The sequence below is a fragment of the Streptomyces sp. NPDC047515 genome (assembly GCF_040643055.1).
In the GTDB taxonomy this organism is placed as follows: domain Bacteria; phylum Actinomycetota; class Actinomycetes; order Streptomycetales; family Streptomycetaceae; genus Streptomyces.
The window spans coordinates 58,294-73,270 of the sequence record NZ_JBEYTM010000010.1; the positions used below are offsets into that span (position 1 = coordinate 58,294).

A 14,977-nucleotide genomic window follows, 5' to 3' on the forward strand; every position below is an offset into this window, starting at 1 on the left:
CCACGCCTCCGGACGCTCCCGCGGCGGGCCAGCGACCCCGATCCACCGGCTGCCGACGGCCGTTGTGCTCTGTCCTCGGTTCGTCACCCGTGTCGGACGGGGCTTCGAGACAACCTGATCGCGATCCGGAACATCTCCTCTCACAAGCCCGCACCACACCGGTGCGGGACAGTGAACGAGGAGCCGGAGCATGGCCCGACGCCCCATCCGCCCGATCCGCCTTTGCGGCCTCCGTGTCGACTACCCCCGCCGGGGGAGAGGCAACTGGCGCCGCTGGGTCCCTTCGTGGCGGCAGGTGCTGAGCGGGATCCTGTTCGGATCCGGAGCGCTGGCCGGGCTGTTCGCCGTGGTCTACGCATCCGTCGACATCCCGGACGAGAACGCCGAGGCGCGCAGGCAGGGCACCGTCTACTACTGGGCGGACGGCAGCCAGATGGTGAGCGTGGGCGCGGTCGATCGGCAGAACGTCACGCTCGCCGACATACCCGATTCGGTGGAGCACGCGGTCATCGCCGCCGAGAACGAGACCTTCTACTCCGACTCGGGGGTATCGGCGAAGGGGATCGCCCGCGCGGCCGTCAGCATGGTCGAAGGCGGTGAGACCCAGGGCGGCTCCACCATCACCCAGCAGTACGTGAAGAACACCTATCTCAGCCAGGAGCAGTCGGCCACCCGGAAGTTCAAGGAGTTCTTCATCTCGCTGAAGCTGAGCAACAAGCAGAGCAAGGAGGAGATCCTCCAGGGATATCTGAACACCAGCTGGTTCGGCCGCGGCGCCTACGGCATCCAGGCAGCGGCACACGCGTATTACGGAATCCCCGCCAAGGACCTCGACCCCAGCCAGGCGGCGCTGCTCGCGTCCCTGCTCAAGGGGGCGGAGCAGTACGACCCCGCGGGCGGCGAAGGCAACCACGAACGCGCCGTCGCCCGCTGGAAGTGGATCCTCGACCGGCAGGTGGAGATCGGCACGATGACGAAGGCCGAGCGGGCCGCGTACCAGAAGTTTCCCGAGCCGAAGCCGGCCGCCAAGCCGACCAGCCTCGGCGGCCAGACCGGCTATCTCGTCGACATCGCCAACAAGTACATCAAGAAGCGCTCGGGCCTCACGAACAAGGACCTCTTCCGGGGCGGCTACCGGGTGCACACCACCTTCGACAAGGCCAGGGTGGGGCAGCTGGAACGGGCCGTGCGGAGCGTGCGCAAGCGCGACCTCGACCCCGAGAAGCGCCCCGAGGACAAGTACGTCGAGGTCGGCGCCGCATCCGTGCGGTCCGACGGGGCCGTGGTCGCGGTGTACGGCGGAGCCGACGCGGTCACCCACTTCGCCAACAACGCCGACACCGCGGGCGTCCCCGTCGGCTCGGCCTTCAAGCCCTTCGTGCTGGCAGCGGCCCTTCAGCACGGCGACGGGATCACCTTGGACAGCGGCTACGACAGTGAGGGGCGTCTGATCAAGGACGGCCCGTACGCGGCGCCCCCCGCCCCGCCGGGTGCCGGTCCCGGCCAGGTGATGGTCACGGCGCCGACGCCCTTGCGCGATGCGCTGGTCAAGTCGTCCAACGCAACCTTCGTGCTGCTCGGCAAGGCCATCGGGCTGAAGAAGGTGAAGGAACTGGCGGTATCGGCCGGGCTGCACGAGGAGAGCCTGGCCCGCCTGGACAAGTCCTTTCCCCTCGGCACGTCCACACCGAGCGCGGTCAGGATGGCGGACGCGTACACCGCCTTCAGTAACGACGGTATGAGGGCCGATCCCTACTCGGTGACCAGGATGACCCGGGACGGCGAGGTGGTCGAGGGCTTCGGGAAGCCCGAGCTGCGGCGCGCGATGGACGCCTCGGTGGCCAACGATGTGAACAACACCCTGGGGATGGTGGCCTGGACGCGGCTGGGTCGGGACGGGAAGTTCGCCACGTTCGCCAGGCCCAAGGCTGCCGACGACCTCTCGGCGGGCGCGACCGGCGAGGACGACCGGATGAAGTCGGCCTGGTTCATCGGCCACACCGAAGGGCTGACCACGGCCGTCACGATGTTCCGCAGCAAGCCGGGCACCCCTCAACTGCTGGGAATGCAGGGTGTGGGCGGACCCGATTCGGGACGCGGCAATGTCTTCCCGCTCCGGATCTGGAACGCTTACGTCACGGGGACGTAGGCCCACCCCCGTTCGCGATCCCCCGACGAGGGAGTCGGAAGTCACGACAAGCGGGCCTACGTCTTCCACGGCACAGTCACCGCTGCAGCGATCCGCCTGTGGCTCCGCCCGCGCGCGGCCCGGACGGATCCCGTGGTGCCCGGGTCAGCCCTCGCCCTGACCGGCGCTGCCCATCGGGCCGACCTTCACCGGGGAGCCGGAGCCGTCCGTGGCGGGCAGCGTGCCGGCGCCCGGCCAGTCGAGGGTGACCGACTTCGTCTCGTCCGGCGGGGTCACCACCAGGCCCGTGATGCGGACGCCGGAGCCGCCCGACTTGTTGATCGGGTAGTTGATGCCGAAGTACACCGACTTCCCGTCCTTGAGGGTCATCGGGGTGGCCTTCTCACCCGTGCGCTTCGCGGACAGCGACCCCGCGCTGGTCTTCAGGTCGACGCCCGCGTACCCGGAGAGCACGCAGTCCCGGCCGCCGCCGTTCTTCAGCTCCACCGCGACGGTCCCCTCGGTGTCGCCACCGATGGTGCTGTCCGTCGCCGTGATCTCCAGCTCGTCGGTGCGGCACTTGCCGACCTTGCCGCTCTCGTTGGAGCCGGTCCCGGCAGCCGTGCCCTGCCCGCCGGAGCTCTTCACGCCGGAGCTCTTCCCGGCGGAGCCCTTCCCGTCGCCCTGATCCGAACCGCCCGAGCCCGAACCACCGTCCGATCCCGAACCATTGCCCGAGGTGGACGTGGACGACGCGGTGGACGCGGACGACGAGTCGTTCTGTGCCGTGCCGTCATCGTTGTTCTGACAGGCCGTGAGCGAGAGACCCGCGACAACGGCCAGGGCGGCGAAGGTGAGCTTGCGAACGCGCATCGTTTCTTCCTCAGTATCGGTGGGGGGTGCCGGCTGCTCGGTACGAGTCGGTACGAGTCGGTACGAGCGAGCGTTTCTGATCACCAGGACACGTCCGGCCCAGTGAACCGTTCCGCCCAACCAGCCCCTAATACGCTCCTGTTACACGCACAGCCAGGCACAACGCGCACCACCACCGGGCGCACCCCGCCGGGGCACGCCGCCGACCGGCCGGGACGGCGGTTCCCGCCACCGTTCCGCACCTGTTCGCGCCTGTTGCTCGCTGGGACAGACCCGTAACCCGGCGGATCTTGACCACAACCGGTGGCGTGCCCTGTTTGCGGCAAGGACGCGGCGCAGGCCTTCGGCGGGTTCCGGTTCACCGAGCGCCGTACGACGGAGCCTCCTCCGTCTTGGCGGCGCATTCCACCCAGAGCAGTTTGCCGCCCTGGCCCGGCAGTCCGGTCCCCATGGGGTGGGCGCCCCAGCTCTCCGCGTAGAGGGTGACGAGGTACAGCCCCCGCCCGCGTTCGGCGAGCTCCTCCGGTGCTTCGGCGTTCCATCGGAAAGGGGCGGGGATGTGCGGGTTGGTGTCCCACACGCTCAGCCGGACACGGCTGCGCCCGGCGTCGTGCAGGCGCAGGGAGTAGGCCCCTGAGGAGTACAGGTACGCGTTGGTGACCAGCTCGCTCGCCAACAGTTCCGCCACCTCGGTGAGTTCGCGCATGCCGTGCACGCGCAAGACGGTGCGGAGAGTGGAGCGGGCCACGCCGGGAGCGCGGGGATCCTGCGGGAGTTGGAGGGTGTACGCCCAGGGCGGGGATACCGTGGCACTGACCATGGAAGTCTCCGATCACGGAGGGAGGTTGGAGGGTGCGCTTCGATGTGCCCGGTGACGAGGCCGCTCCGTCGAGCGGGGTACTTCCGGGCGAGTGGCCTGGGTCCAAATTAGCGGCACGAGACATAAAATATTTGCGAGATCGGCAATCGATTGAGATATGCACTCGTGTGAGTGACGTTGCCAACATGTTCCTGATCAAGGAGGGTTGACACATGGCGTCCAGAAGCACCCCCGGCGTGCGGCGCCTGCGCCTTGGGGCCGAGTTGCGTCGGTTGCGAGAACGCGCCGGGCTCACGGCCACTGACGGCGCCCGGCTGCTCGGGATCAGCCAGGCTCAGCTCAGCAACATCGAGGCGAGCCGTTTCGGCGTGAGCGCGGAACGGCTTCGGGCCATGGCTCGCAACTATCGTTGCTCGGACCCCACGTACATCGCAGGGCTGCTCGATCTCGCCGGGGAACGCTCATCGGGCTGGTGGGAGACGTTCCGCGAGGTCCTGCCCTCCCCCTTGCTGGACATCGCAGAACTGGAGCACCACGCGACAGGGCTGCGGTCCGCCAATACGTCCCATGTCCCGGGTCTCCTCCAGACCACGGACCATGCCCGCGAGATCTTCCGGCAGGTGGTGCCGGAGTTCTCTCGTTCGGACATTGAGCACCGAGTGAGTCACCGACTTCAGCGCCAGGCCCTCCTTGACCGACCAAGCCCGCCGACGTACCGGGCAGTCATTCATGAAGCTGCCCTCCGCGTGCCGGTCGGCGGACCTGCCGTCGCCAGGAACCAGCTTCGACATCTGGTTGAGCAGAGCGAGCGGGAACACATCTCGGTCCAGGTGATCCCGTTCGCCATCGGCGCCTATCCCGGGTCCGGGCAGACCATCCTGTACGTGCACGGCTCGGTGCCCCGCCTCGACACGGTTTCGCTGGATCAGTCGCACGGCCCTGTTCTGGTGGATGCCGAGGCGGAGTTGGAGGCCTACCGCCTCCTGCTGGCACGCATGGAGGCCGTGGCCCTGGCGCCGGACAAGTCCCGGGACTTCATCCACAGCCTGATCGCCGACCAGTGAAGGATCTGGATATGCACCAGCACTCATGGCGGAGGTCCTCGTACTGCGGGCAGGGCGAATCCTGCCTGCACGTCGCCGCGAGCCACAGCACCGTCAAACTCACCGAGAGCAGTGACCCCACCGGGGCGATACTCCACACCACACCCGCCGCCTGGGCGGCCCTCGTACGCTCCGTCAAGGAGAGTCACCGCCATGGCTGACCCCCGTACCCCCACCGACCTCACCTGGGTCCGCGCCGCCCCCGAGGGCGAGGAGGGCCCCGGCCCCTGGATCGAGATCGCCTTCGGCCCGCACGACTTGGTCCATCTACGGGAGACCAGCGACCCCGAGAACGTCGTGACGACGACCACGACGAAATGGGATGCCTTCACCAAGGGCGTCGTGGCCGGCGAGTTCGACCACTTCGCCGGACTGGACGACGAGGGCCCGGTGGCCCCGGCCTGACCTCGCCGGACAACGCCCCTCATCGCTCGACGTGGGCGACCGCGCCGGGGACGTACGGGGGGCCCGCACGGCCGGGGCACTGTCGGCTGAACAGATGCCGCTGTGCCCGGCGGCGCTCCTCGGACGACCATGGCGATTTGCCAGAATCGGACCGGACCGGATATCACAAGTCACCGGCAGCAGCCGGAACTTGAGGGCTGGCAGCCGACAGGATGCGCCCGTCGAACCAGACGGCAGGACAGCTAGGAAGCCTCCATGGATCGAGTCCCGGCGGACCGCGTCGACTGCAAGGACGACGGCCTCCACTACCTGGACGACGCGCCCTTCACCGGGGTCACGTTCACGGAGAAGAATGGCGCCCTCAAGTCCGAGGCGGCCTACCGGGAGGGCCTGCGGTGGGGGCCGACGAAGGAGTGGTATCCGTCGGGGCAGCCCATGGTGGACTCGACGTTCGAGCGGGGGGCGCTGCACGGACGGGCTCGGGAGTGGCACAGGAACGGGCAGCTCGCGGAGGACGGCGAGTACGAGTACGGCATTGCGTTGTGGGCGAAGCAGTGGGATGAGAACGGTGTCCTTGAGGACGACTGCACGCTTACGGAATCCGACTCGGACCATCGGGCGCTGCTGCACTTCCGGGCGCTCTACGGCGGGGCGGCGTGACCGTGGCGGGGCTGCCGCTGAAATTGTTCATTCGCGACTGGTGTGTGCCTCGATGGCGTCGTTGATCTCGGGCCAGAGTTCGCGGGGGCGGTCGTGACCCATATCGGGGATCAACAAGAGCTTCGCTCCGGGCACGAGTTCTGCGGTGCGTTCCCCACCACTGGGGTCGACCAGTGTGTCGTCCAGGCCATGGATCACCAGAGTCGGGACCCGAAGCTCCCGGAGCGCAGGTGCGCGTGAACCACTGAGGATCATCGCTCCGAGTTGACGTCCGACTCCGGCCGGGCAGTACGCGCGGTCGTAACTGTTGGCAGCCAGCTCACGAAGGGCCGCGGGGTCGCCATAGCGCTTGGAGGCCCATACCAGGTCTCTCTCCGCCGCTGCGATGTATCCCTCGCGGTCCGCCGGCTTCGGACTGGAGACCACCGCCTGGGCTTCGGGACTGGACCGGCCGTATTCGGGCTCGCCGGTCGAGGACATCATCGACGTCAGGGTCACCACCCGCGTCGGCTGGCTGATGGCCATCGTCTGGGCGAGCATTCCGCCCATGGAGGATCCGACCACGTGAGCTCGTTCGATTCCGAGCGCCGTGAGCAGGCCGAGGCCGTCGTCGGCCATGTCCTGAAGCGTGTAGGGAACCATCGCGAGGGCGGACGGAATGTCTCCCGAGCTCACAGCGGCGATGAGCCGGCCCGTATCGACGGAATGACCACCGAACTTGGTGGACAGCCCGCAGTCGCGGTTGTCGTACCGGATCACGTGGCGGCCACGATGGGCGAGTGCACGGCAGAAATCCTCGTGCCAGGCGATCATCTGAGCGCTGAAACCCACCACGAGCAGGACAGGTGTGTCGGAGGGGTCACCGAAGGTTTCGTACGCGATGGACACCCCGGGCGAGACTTCAACAATCGGCATGCTTGCAGTTTCCCAGCAACCGCTGTCGGAGCACAGCCGGACTATCGGTGGCGCTTGACCTTCACGTCCTCCACGCAGGCTGCCGAGACCCTGCTCATTTCTTCTGCCGAGCGTCGTTCAGGTCGTCGTTGATCCGCTGGAGGTGTTGCCAGGCGGCAAGGTCGGTCCCGTCGCCGAGTGCATAGTGCAGGGCGGGCCGGGCGACCGGGCCGAGCCGAACGGGGGCGAAGACCCTGGGGGTCCCATCGTGGCCGAGGTCGGCGACGGCGTCGGGGCCGAGGGTGAAGGTGAGAGGTACCGGGGCTGGCTCGTAGTGGGCCGGGGTGGTCAGATCCGCTCGTGCGGTGCGTAGTTGGGTGACCATCGTGGCGAGGTTGTGCCCAGCCGCCAGGGACTCGGCCAGCGCGGGCAGGGCGTCCACCGGAGTGCTCTGGTCCGCGCCGCAGCCGATGGCCAGAGTGATGTGCTCTTCGACGCCGGCGTGGGTGCGGACTGTGCGCGCGGTGGCGATGGCCGGGCGGTCGGGCGCGCCGACGGCGACGATCCAGGTGGGCATGGACTGTTGGGCGCGGGTGCGGGCCAGGTCGGTCAACTGCCGTGGCGACCACGGGACGTTGATGGGTTCGGCGGTGGCCCATCCGGCGGGCGGGGCTCCGGTGAGCACGCGCCAGGCTTGCTCCAGGGCGCCGCCCAGGACGAGCCGCTCGTCGGCCGGGTGGATCGTGCGGATGGAGAGCAGCAGTTGCTGTTCTCCCTCGGTGCCGGGACGGGGCCGGAAGGCTTCCGCGATTCGGGGGCTGTCGCCGGCGACCGGGACGAATCGGCCGCTGTGCCAGTGCAGTACGGCTCCGGAGAGCCCGTCGTAGTAGCCGCACTCGGGGTCGCGGACGACCCAGCGGGAGGGCAGTCCGTCCAGCAGTGTGCGGGCGGGGAGTGTGAGCCGGGTGCAGGGCGGGGTGAGGATCTGCAGTTCACGCCCGGTCCGGATCGTGTTGCGCACCACGTCGGTCAGCCAGGTCGTGGCGGCGACGACGGGGCGCCCCTGGATGACGACGGCGGCCGTGTCGGTGAGTATGTCGACGCCCATGGGGGCTGCCGTCGTGGTGGCGTCGGCGAGGTCGGCCACGACATCGGTATGACCGGCTTCGCGCGGCCAGACGGTGCCCCCGTGCACGGCGGTCAGGCGCCCGGCGACGGACCCGGCCAGCCGCCCGGCCTCCTCCACAGCGGTGGTGGCCCGCGCCTCGGTCCACCACACGGGCGACTCCGCGTGCACGCTCGACCCGAGCAACCGGTCCACCTCGCCCGGGACTTGGAGATACCTGGGCGCTTCGACCGACACCAACGCCTGCCCGGCAGCAGTACACAACTGAACGACGGACCCACCCCCCGCCCGGTTCACGAGCAGATCGGGGCCACCGGCGTGGAGCCCGGCCAGCAGCGTCTTGGTGTCAGGCATCTGCGGGGTGAGAGCGACGACGTCCTGGGTCATGTGCTGCTCCTGAAGTGCGGCTCGGTGGACCACGGACGCTCCCGCCATCCGTGCCGCAGGATGGAAGTCGCCTTCTCGGCGGTCAGAGATGGTCGGTCAGATCGGGTCCCATGCCGTTGTCGTGCCGGTAACCCGCAGGTCACACTTTTCTTGAGGAGTCGGAGAGGTGCCCGCATCGACTCCTATTCGCGATGCCAGTCGCGAACAACGTTGCCTTTCTCGTCCCAAGTGGTCTCTTCTCGGAGCGAATAGATATCGCTGTCGAAAAACTTTCGAGACTTCAGAGTGCCATTGGGGTGCCATTCCAGGAACTCCCCTGATGCGACGCCATTGATGACAGTTCCCTGCAACCTCAAAGAGCCATCCGGATGCCACATCTGGGACAATCCGTTCTTGATTCCGTCGGTGTAGGTATCAAGGCAGACTATTTGCCCGTCCTGGTATTCTGCGACCTCTCCTGTGAACAACTTGTCCCGATAGAGCGTGCGATGACCCATGTCCATATCGACATCAGGGTCATCGATGTCGATGCGATGCACCTGGTTCATCATGGAATCCAATTCTCGTCGCTAGGCGGATAGCCTGTAAAACGACCGTGAGGTGACGGAATTCCGGGGAGCATATTGTAACAGTTGGCACAGAATGGGGCACCCTTGCCCGGAAGTCCTGTTTCCCTACCAGAAACCGCATTCCCGTGGCGCGCGCATCAATGCCGACATCATTTTTCCTTACACTCCGGCGTCCTCCGCTTGAAATCCTGCCTCACAGAACATTCTGGGCGTGAGGTTCCCCATCGGTTTGTGGATGTCCAGCACGGCCACTCGATGGCCGATGCCGTCGTGTTTCAGCCGCATCGCCGCCTTCTCTGTCGCGCTATTAAGGGCTGTCACGTCGAAGACGGTCAAAGCCTGTCCGTTAGGTCGGGGCCCCGCCCGTCGATCATGTCGGGCATCTCGATCCCATACCCTTCGGCATGTCCGAAATATGTCGGATCGCCCGCCTCGGCAGTAGTCCCGAGAAGCGCGTCGAGGGCGTGCAGGGCAGCCGCCAAGCGTGGAGCATTTCGCTTCTGGATGCCCGGATGAGGGATCCCCCTGAAGTCGAAATGCCCCCAAATATCATGGAATACAGCGACTTCGGCTGACAGGTGCAGTTCATCCGGGCTCACTGTCAGCGCGAGGAGATCAGACTCATGGCGCTCTTTGCCCTCAGCATCAAGCCACATACCTCTGCCGGATACCGAAATGGCGCCGACTTCGGCATCCGGGAAGCCCGAGGGATGGCTCCGGCGAATCCGTTGTGCGAGTTCCGCTTCGTCGAGTCGCCCCATCACGGACAGCCTTGTGGTCACACCGACGCCGCCGACGCCATAGACAATCCACATCCACTCAAGGGAATGGGGCTCCAGCAGATCGTGACCTCGCAGCAGTTCTGACATTCGCGTCGCGGTCATCAGTGCCGAATTAAGTCCGGGAGGTGCGAAATCGTCAAGCTCCCATTCCCAGGAGGCGCATTCCTCGGGTGCGCGCATCAAGATGGACATGAGAATTCCTTACGGATAGATATGGCCGTTGGGAGGGATCGTGATGGAACCATCTCGAAAGCGGAGCTCGAAGGTTGCGCCAGTTTTTTTGGCGTAATGCTCCACATCTCTGATGGTCGACTCGGTAAGAGCGGACTTGGTGTCGTGGATGTCCAGGATGGCGACCTTAGTGCCCGCGATCTCGCCAGCCAGCTGCTTGTCCGCGATCTTGCGGGCCGCCGAACCAATGCTGTGTTCCGCGTCCACATCCTTCAACTGGCATCCATACTTGATCTCATCGCCCGACTTGACCAAGACATCCAGGTCCAGCTTTTCTGATTTGCTCTTGTACTCGAAGGCCAGGTCCTTCACCCCACGTGACTGGAGATCCGAGGCGAACTCCATGGCCTGGTGCACGGCGGGGAGCATGCCCTTCTGCTTACATTGGTTGAGTAGTTCCCTGTATTCAGGAACTCCGTCAAAGTTTCCTCGGGCGATGAATTCGGCGACGCCCGCCCCGTAGTCTCCCTTGCGTAGCTGCGTAAGTGCGCGCTGCTGGTCCTGCGGTGGCATCTTCGCACGATCAAACGCGGCTGCGACCCCAGCTTCCTGTTCGGCGCGCATGGGACCAGTAGGGCTGGCGGATACGCGATCGCCATCACTGAACCGGCCGGGCTCACCCGAGGGTTCGTGGCTGCTGCCCGTACTGTCCCCTGAGCGATCTTCGCCATGGTGCCGGCCGCTCTCGCGAACGTGCCGCCCTTGCCGAGCTTCGAGGCTGCGGCCAGTGGGCCGGAGGCGAGAGTGAGCAGGTTGAAGGAGACCACGGCGTGAGCGCGAGCGGGATCGTCCTCCCACGTGTCGTACGCGACGAACTGCTTGCGCGGTCGTAGCATTTGCAACGCATTTCAAGCCAAGCGCGTGTTGCGGTGAGCGCGGAGCGTGGTCGCCAGGGCGTCGTGGCGGCCGACGACCATTGCTGGGTGAGCAGATCGTGCTGCTCTTTTCGGTTCCTGCTGCTGTCCCATGAGGCGGGGATCGGGCAGCCAAGCAGGGTGGCTCACGGTGTTTGCGATAGGGAAGAGGCCTGTGAAGGCCAGGCCGGACGCGATCAAACCCGGCCGGAGCCAGGGCCGGCCGAAGCGGCCGTCGGGCGCCACAGTCCTACCTCTTCGGCGCCCCCGCCCGCACCCCCCGCACCACGCCCGCCCCCTGGGCGGCCCTCGCGGCGTCCTCAACGAGGACCGCACTCATGCCTGCACGTCGCCGCGCGCAACAGCACGGTCAGCCTCACCGAGAGCAGCGACCCCACCGGAGCGATACTCCGCACCACCCCCGCTGCGTGGACAGCCCTCGTACGCGCCGTCAAGGAGAACCGCGTCCATGGCTGACATCCCCGCCGACCTCACCTGGATCCGCGCCGCCCCCGAGGGCGAGGAGGGCCCCGGCCCCTGGATCGAGATCGCCTTCGGCCCGGACGGCCTGGTCCATCTACGGGAGACCAGCGGCCCCGAGAACGTCGTGACGACGACCACGACGAAATGGGACGCCTTCACCAAGGGCGTCGTTGCAGGCGAGTTCGACCACTTCGCAGGACTCGACGACGAGGGCCCGGTCAACCCGTCCTGAGTCACGAGATGTCCTTGATCACGGCGTGTCCGGCCTCAGCTGCGCGGGCGTAGAAGGCGCGCAAGGTCGCGAGGTCGCTTGCGAGCCTTCCGTCTTCGATCATGTCTGAGTCTTGTTCGCTGCCGTCTGCTCTGCTCTGGTCTGCGCCGTAGCCGGTGGCCAGCGTGATGTGCTCCTCGACGCCGGCGTGGGTGCGGACTGTGCGCATGGTGGCGATGGCCGGGCGGTCGGGGGCGCCGACGGCGGCGATCCAGGGGGGCAGGGACTGTTGGGCGCGGGTGCGGGCCAGGTCGGTCAACTGCCGTGGCGACCAGGGAACGTTGATGGGTTCGGCGGTGGCCCAGCCGGCGGGCGGGGCGCCGGTGAGTGTGCGCCAGGCCGGCCAGAATGTCGTCAGCCACGTGCCGTGCCGAGACAGGCGTAACTCGTCGTACCAGTGGCCGGGAGCGTGCGCATCTCGCGGTTGATACGGCACTCCACGGTTCCTCCGTCCGCGCACGCGGTAGCGAAGATGGCCGACCCCAACTGGAGCGTGTTGACCATGGCTTCCCACGTCTCAAGCCTCGCCGCGCGCGGGTCGACGGTGCAACGAGCACCGAGGTGGGAGGGCGCGTCGTTGAAGGCTATGTCGAGAGGGTGCGGGTACTCCTCCAGCTTGTCGATGTCCTCGGCCAGATTTCCCCTGAGGTACTCAGCCCGATTCCTCTTCCGCGGCACCAGGCGTGAAATGGCGGGTCACGACAACGGTCACGGTAGAGTTCCGGCTTCGCGCCGCCAAGAGCTGAGAAGGTTGCCCTTGTCGTCCCATTTATCTTCCTCGGCAAGTGACGCGACGCTACCGTCGAAGACCCTTCTTTGCTGAAGGACGCCATTCGGATGCCACCTCTTGAACTCGCCCATAGGGCGTCCATCCTGGTTCCGGCCTTCTGACCGCAGCGTTCCATCCGGATACCACGCTCGAGAGCGTCCGTTGGGGAGGCCATCCACGTACTCGTCCAATGCGACGACCTGCTGGCCGAAGTACTCCACTGCCTCCCCGGTGAAGAGCTCACCCTGGTACAGCAGGCGTTGTCCCATATCCATGTCCACATCGGGATCGTCGATGTCGATTCGCACTGCCTCGGTCATCATGGAATCCAGTTCTCGTCACTCGGTGGGAAGCCCGTAAACCGGCCGTGACTGCTGGGCATACCCTCCAACATATGGTTGCAGTTGGCGCAGAAGGGAGCACTGCGGCCGCGCGCCCCCGTCTCCGGGTTCTTCAGGAACGGAAACTCGACTGACGCACGCATCTCGGCCAGTGCGGAGGCGTCGTCCGGCAGTCCCTGTCGCGTGCGCATCCACAGCAGCTCGTTGGCCGCCTTTACCTCAGCATGTCCGAGCGGCTCGTCCTTGTGAGGAGGAGGATCACCGATGGACTTGAACCGGTCTGCCAGCGTCGGGTGGAGCCGGCTGGTCTCAATGGTCAGATCACGCGGACCGTTGATGCCCTCGATGATCGTACCCGTGCGCAAATCGATCACGGAGCCCACGCACGCGCCTGTCTGGGCTCGTGCAAACGTTCCGGCTTCTTTTGCCTGCAGATACATGGCGCCACGGTCGCGGGCCAGCTGATCAAGGTAGTCAGCAACCGGGAGGCCGTCCACATGAGTGATGATGCCGTTCTCGGTGGCCACGCGGGGGCTGCTGACGTCCAGCTGCTCCATGAGCTTCTCGCCGTGCCCTGCGGCTGGTCTCGCACCGTTGTCCCCCACCACCGTCTCGGGGGAGAGCGCCTCGTGGGGGTGGGAGGCTGATTCAGGGGCGCTGTGGTCTGTACCTCCGCCTGTGTGTGCTTCAACAGTTGGTGTGTCATGTCCCGCCGCAGTGGGCCCTTCTGCGTGTTCCACCTGATGCGGCACTGTGGGGCCGCCGCCGGGGCCGTCCGTGTGGCCCGGGCCGTTCGGGGTCTCTCCGTGCCCTCCTCCGGTATGGCCGCCGTCGTTACTTCGAGCCGGGCCCAGCTCGTCTGTCGGCCCGTGCGTCGTGTTTCCCGTAGCGCTACTGCCGCCTGCGTCGTGGCTGCCGCGCGGCGGCAGGCTGTCGCCCGCGTGGGCGGCGGCTCCGGGCGCGCGTGCCCCGACGCCGACCGGTTCACGGTCGCCCTGCCGTCCGCCGACACCCCGTTCGGCTGCGGAGGGTTCGCGCTTGGCCGGGTCCAGATTGGGTGTGCCGTCCCGGTCGAGCGGGATGAAGTTGCCGTCTTTGTCGACCCGGTAGCGGTCGCTGAGGTCGAGGGCGTCGTCGGGGAACTTCGTCTTCGGTATCTGGAGGTGGTCGCTGACGTTGGCCAGGACCTGGGAGACCTTGGGCAGGTCCGAGAGGGCCTTGGCGGCCTTGAAGGCGCCGCCGAGGGGGTCGAGGGCGTCGCCGATCTTCGCCATGGTGCCGGCCGCTCTCGCGAACGTGCCGCCCTTGCCGAGCTTCGAGGCTGCGGCCAGTGGGCCGGAGGCGAGAGTGAGCAGGTTGAAGGAGACCACGGCGTGAGCGCGAGCGGGATCGTCCTCCCACGTGTCGTACGCGACGAACTGCTTGCCGAACTCCTTCGCGTACTCCTTGCTGTCGCGCTGCCAGCCGGTCAGGTGCTCGTCCTGTCCGAACAGGTCCATGCCGTAGGCGTAGCCGCCGACGGCGGTGCGCCTCAGTCCGTCCCAGGCCTGGTCACGCTCTTGCTCCCCGTGGAAGCCGGCCAAGGTGACCAGGCCGTCGATTCCGCCCCAGATGCTGTCCTTGACGATGCCGTCCCAGGCCCAGCTCTTGGCCCCGTGGCCCCACCACTCCAGACTCCAGCGCTCGTAGGTACGCCCCTCGGGGCTGCCCCACGGCAGATCCTTCACGTCCTTGAGCGCGTCGGCGGTCTGGCCGTACATGCCGAGGCCATGCGTACCGTCGTCCACCACCCACTGAGGGCGGCACACACCCGGACTGATCGCGTTGATCTTGTTGGCGGCGTTGCGCTCCGCCTCCTGGAAGGCCTCGCGTGCCGCCTCCACGCCGTCCATCAACGCCTGGTGCGCGTCGACCTTGCCCTGGTCCTCGGTCCAGTCGTCATCGCCCCGGACACTGTCGACGAAGGTGAACGCGTCCAGCTTCAACTGATCCAGCCGGTCCGCGTGCGGCTTGGCCTCGAAGATGAACGTGTCCAGGGCGTCGGCCAGTGATTCGATGTCCCCGGCGAACTCCTCCGCCGTATCCATCACCGGCTGCGTGGACGAGAACAGTTTGTCGGCCTCGGGAGCCTTGTAATAGGCGGCCGTCGCCTGGAAGCGGGAGTGGACGTCCTTTCCCCCGTTCCGGATGCCGATCGCGTGCGTACGCAGGCTGGACGCGGCCTTCTCCAGTTGGCCGAAGTCACCTGTGTACTGCGGTATTCCCCCCGGTTCGATCACGT

General features: G+C 66.8%; 17 protein-coding genes. 7 read left to right on the forward strand and 10 right to left on the reverse strand.

The genetic code is table 11. The features are described from left to right. The first annotated feature begins 190 nt into the window (after positions 1-190). Entirely contained in the window at positions 191-2,149 is a 1,959-nt protein-coding gene (locus ABZ826_RS11190) for a transglycosylase domain-containing protein (protein ID WP_361445647.1), read from the forward strand. A 144-nt stretch (positions 2,150-2,293) separates the two neighbouring features. Here ABZ826_RS11190 and ABZ826_RS11195 read toward each other — a convergent pair whose 3' ends face one another. After that, complete coding sequence (locus ABZ826_RS11195; protein ID WP_361445650.1) at positions 2,294-3,001, reverse strand: DUF4232 domain-containing protein; 708 nt, start codon at positions 2,999-3,001, stop codon at positions 2,294-2,296. 358 nt (positions 3,002-3,359) lie between these two features. Beyond that, complete coding sequence (locus ABZ826_RS11200) at positions 3,360-3,821, reverse strand: ATP-binding protein (RefSeq protein WP_361445653.1); 462 nt, start codon at positions 3,819-3,821, stop codon at positions 3,360-3,362. 212 nt (positions 3,822-4,033) lie between these two features. On the opposite strand from ABZ826_RS11200, the gene ABZ826_RS11205 reads away from it, so the two are divergent. The 4 genes from ABZ826_RS11205 to ABZ826_RS11220 all read left to right on the forward strand — a co-directional run bounded on the left by ABZ826_RS11205 (position 4,034) and on the right by ABZ826_RS11220 (position 5,989). Then, entirely contained in the window at positions 4,034-4,885 is an 852-nt protein-coding gene (locus tag ABZ826_RS11205) for a helix-turn-helix transcriptional regulator (RefSeq protein ID WP_361445656.1), read from the forward strand. An 11-nt stretch (positions 4,886-4,896) separates the two neighbouring features. Continuing rightward, complete coding sequence (locus tag ABZ826_RS11210; RefSeq protein WP_361445659.1) at positions 4,897-5,085, forward strand: DUF397 domain-containing protein; 189 nt, start codon at positions 4,897-4,899, stop codon at positions 5,083-5,085. Beyond that, complete coding sequence (locus tag ABZ826_RS11215) at positions 5,078-5,329, forward strand: DUF397 domain-containing protein (RefSeq protein ID WP_361445662.1); 252 nt, start codon at positions 5,078-5,080, stop codon at positions 5,327-5,329. Before ABZ826_RS11210 ends, ABZ826_RS11215 begins: the two co-directional genes overlap by 8 nt. Positions 5,330-5,584: 255 nt before the next feature. Beyond that, complete coding sequence (locus ABZ826_RS11220) at positions 5,585-5,989, forward strand: hypothetical protein (protein ID WP_361445665.1); 405 nt, start codon at positions 5,585-5,587, stop codon at positions 5,987-5,989. Positions 5,990-6,016: 27 nt separating this feature from the next. Here ABZ826_RS11220 and ABZ826_RS11225 read toward each other — a convergent pair whose 3' ends face one another. The 5 genes from ABZ826_RS11225 to ABZ826_RS11245 all read right to left on the reverse strand — a co-directional run bounded on the left by ABZ826_RS11225 (position 6,017) and on the right by ABZ826_RS11245 (position 10,542). Further along, positions 6,017-6,904: an alpha/beta hydrolase gene (locus ABZ826_RS11225; protein WP_361445668.1), complete on the reverse strand. Its 888-nt coding sequence runs from the start codon at positions 6,902-6,904 to the stop codon at positions 6,017-6,019. Between the two features lie 94 nt (positions 6,905-6,998). Beyond that, complete coding sequence (locus ABZ826_RS11230; protein WP_361445671.1) at positions 6,999-8,396, reverse strand: DUF6177 family protein; 1,398 nt, start codon at positions 8,394-8,396, stop codon at positions 6,999-7,001. A gap of 182 nt (positions 8,397-8,578) precedes the next feature. Then, positions 8,579-8,947: a hypothetical protein gene (locus ABZ826_RS11235; RefSeq protein ID WP_361445674.1), complete on the reverse strand. Its 369-nt coding sequence runs from the start codon at positions 8,945-8,947 to the stop codon at positions 8,579-8,581. Positions 8,948-9,297: 350 nt separating this feature from the next. Continuing rightward, positions 9,298-9,939 carry a hypothetical protein gene (locus ABZ826_RS11240; RefSeq protein ID WP_361445677.1) on the reverse strand — a complete coding sequence of 214 codons (642 nt, stop codon included), beginning with the start codon at positions 9,937-9,939 and terminating at the stop codon, positions 9,298-9,300. A 9-nt stretch (positions 9,940-9,948) separates the two neighbouring features. Then, the gene (locus ABZ826_RS11245) at positions 9,949-10,542 is read right to left on the reverse strand and encodes a hypothetical protein (RefSeq protein ID WP_361445680.1); all 594 of its coding nucleotides are present in this window, start codon (positions 10,540-10,542) and stop codon (positions 9,949-9,951) included. 431 nt (positions 10,543-10,973) lie between these two features. Between ABZ826_RS11245 and ABZ826_RS11250 the strand changes: the two genes are divergently transcribed. Next, positions 10,974-11,309, forward strand: a complete 336-nt coding sequence (locus tag ABZ826_RS11250; RefSeq protein ID WP_361445683.1) for a DUF397 domain-containing protein — start codon at positions 10,974-10,976, stop codon at positions 11,307-11,309. Further along, on the forward strand, positions 11,302-11,547 hold the full coding sequence (locus ABZ826_RS11255; protein WP_361445686.1) for a DUF397 domain-containing protein: 246 nt from the start codon (positions 11,302-11,304) through the stop codon (positions 11,545-11,547). The genes ABZ826_RS11250 and ABZ826_RS11255 overlap by 8 nt, the downstream gene beginning before the upstream one ends. Before the next feature lies 1 nt (position 11,548). Here the strand turns inward: ABZ826_RS11255 and ABZ826_RS11260 are convergent, their stop codons facing one another. From ABZ826_RS11260 to ABZ826_RS11270, 3 genes are all read right to left on the reverse strand, one after another. Beyond that, positions 11,549-12,022 (reverse strand): DUF6177 family protein, encoded by a 474-nt coding sequence (locus tag ABZ826_RS11260; RefSeq protein WP_361445689.1) that lies wholly within the window; start codon positions 12,020-12,022, stop codon positions 11,549-11,551. Between the two features lie 272 nt (positions 12,023-12,294). Beyond that, on the reverse strand, positions 12,295-12,675 hold the full coding sequence (locus ABZ826_RS11265) for a hypothetical protein (RefSeq protein ID WP_361445692.1): 381 nt from the start codon (positions 12,673-12,675) through the stop codon (positions 12,295-12,297). Next, complete coding sequence (locus tag ABZ826_RS11270; protein ID WP_361445695.1) at positions 12,675-14,975, reverse strand: hypothetical protein; 2,301 nt, start codon at positions 14,973-14,975, stop codon at positions 12,675-12,677. The genes ABZ826_RS11265 and ABZ826_RS11270 overlap by 1 nt, the downstream gene beginning before the upstream one ends. Positions 14,976-14,977 lie beyond the last annotated feature (2 nt).

Bases quoted from the DNA above. Each gene is read 5' to 3' on its own strand.
- ABZ826_RS11190 (WP_361445647.1), top strand. From the start codon at position 191: ATGGCCCGACGCCCCATCCGCCCGATCCGCCTTTGCGGCCTCCGTGTC.
- ABZ826_RS11195 (WP_361445650.1), bottom strand. From the start codon at position 3,001: ATGCGCGTTCGCAAGCTCACCTTCGCCGCCCTGGCCGTTGTCGCGGGT.
- ABZ826_RS11200 (WP_361445653.1), bottom strand. From the start codon at position 3,821: ATGGTCAGTGCCACGGTATCCCCGCCCTGGGCGTACACCCTCCAACTC.
- ABZ826_RS11205 (WP_361445656.1), top strand. From the start codon at position 4,034: ATGGCGTCCAGAAGCACCCCCGGCGTGCGGCGCCTGCGCCTTGGGGCC.
- ABZ826_RS11210 (WP_361445659.1), top strand. From the start codon at position 4,897: ATGCACCAGCACTCATGGCGGAGGTCCTCGTACTGCGGGCAGGGCGAA.
- ABZ826_RS11215 (WP_361445662.1), top strand. From the start codon at position 5,078: ATGGCTGACCCCCGTACCCCCACCGACCTCACCTGGGTCCGCGCCGCC.
- ABZ826_RS11220 (WP_361445665.1), top strand. From the start codon at position 5,585: ATGGATCGAGTCCCGGCGGACCGCGTCGACTGCAAGGACGACGGCCTC.
- ABZ826_RS11225 (WP_361445668.1), bottom strand. From the start codon at position 6,904: ATGCCGATTGTTGAAGTCTCGCCCGGGGTGTCCATCGCGTACGAAACC.
- ABZ826_RS11230 (WP_361445671.1), bottom strand. From the start codon at position 8,396: ATGACCCAGGACGTCGTCGCTCTCACCCCGCAGATGCCTGACACCAAG.
- ABZ826_RS11235 (WP_361445674.1), bottom strand. From the start codon at position 8,947: ATGATGAACCAGGTGCATCGCATCGACATCGATGACCCTGATGTCGAT.
- ABZ826_RS11240 (WP_361445677.1), bottom strand. From the start codon at position 9,939: ATGTCCATCTTGATGCGCGCACCCGAGGAATGCGCCTCCTGGGAATGG.
- ABZ826_RS11245 (WP_361445680.1), bottom strand. From the start codon at position 10,542: ATGCGCGCCGAACAGGAAGCTGGGGTCGCAGCCGCGTTTGATCGTGCG.
- ABZ826_RS11255 (WP_361445686.1), top strand. From the start codon at position 11,302: ATGGCTGACATCCCCGCCGACCTCACCTGGATCCGCGCCGCCCCCGAG.
- ABZ826_RS11265 (WP_361445692.1), bottom strand. From the start codon at position 12,675: ATGACCGAGGCAGTGCGAATCGACATCGACGATCCCGATGTGGACATG.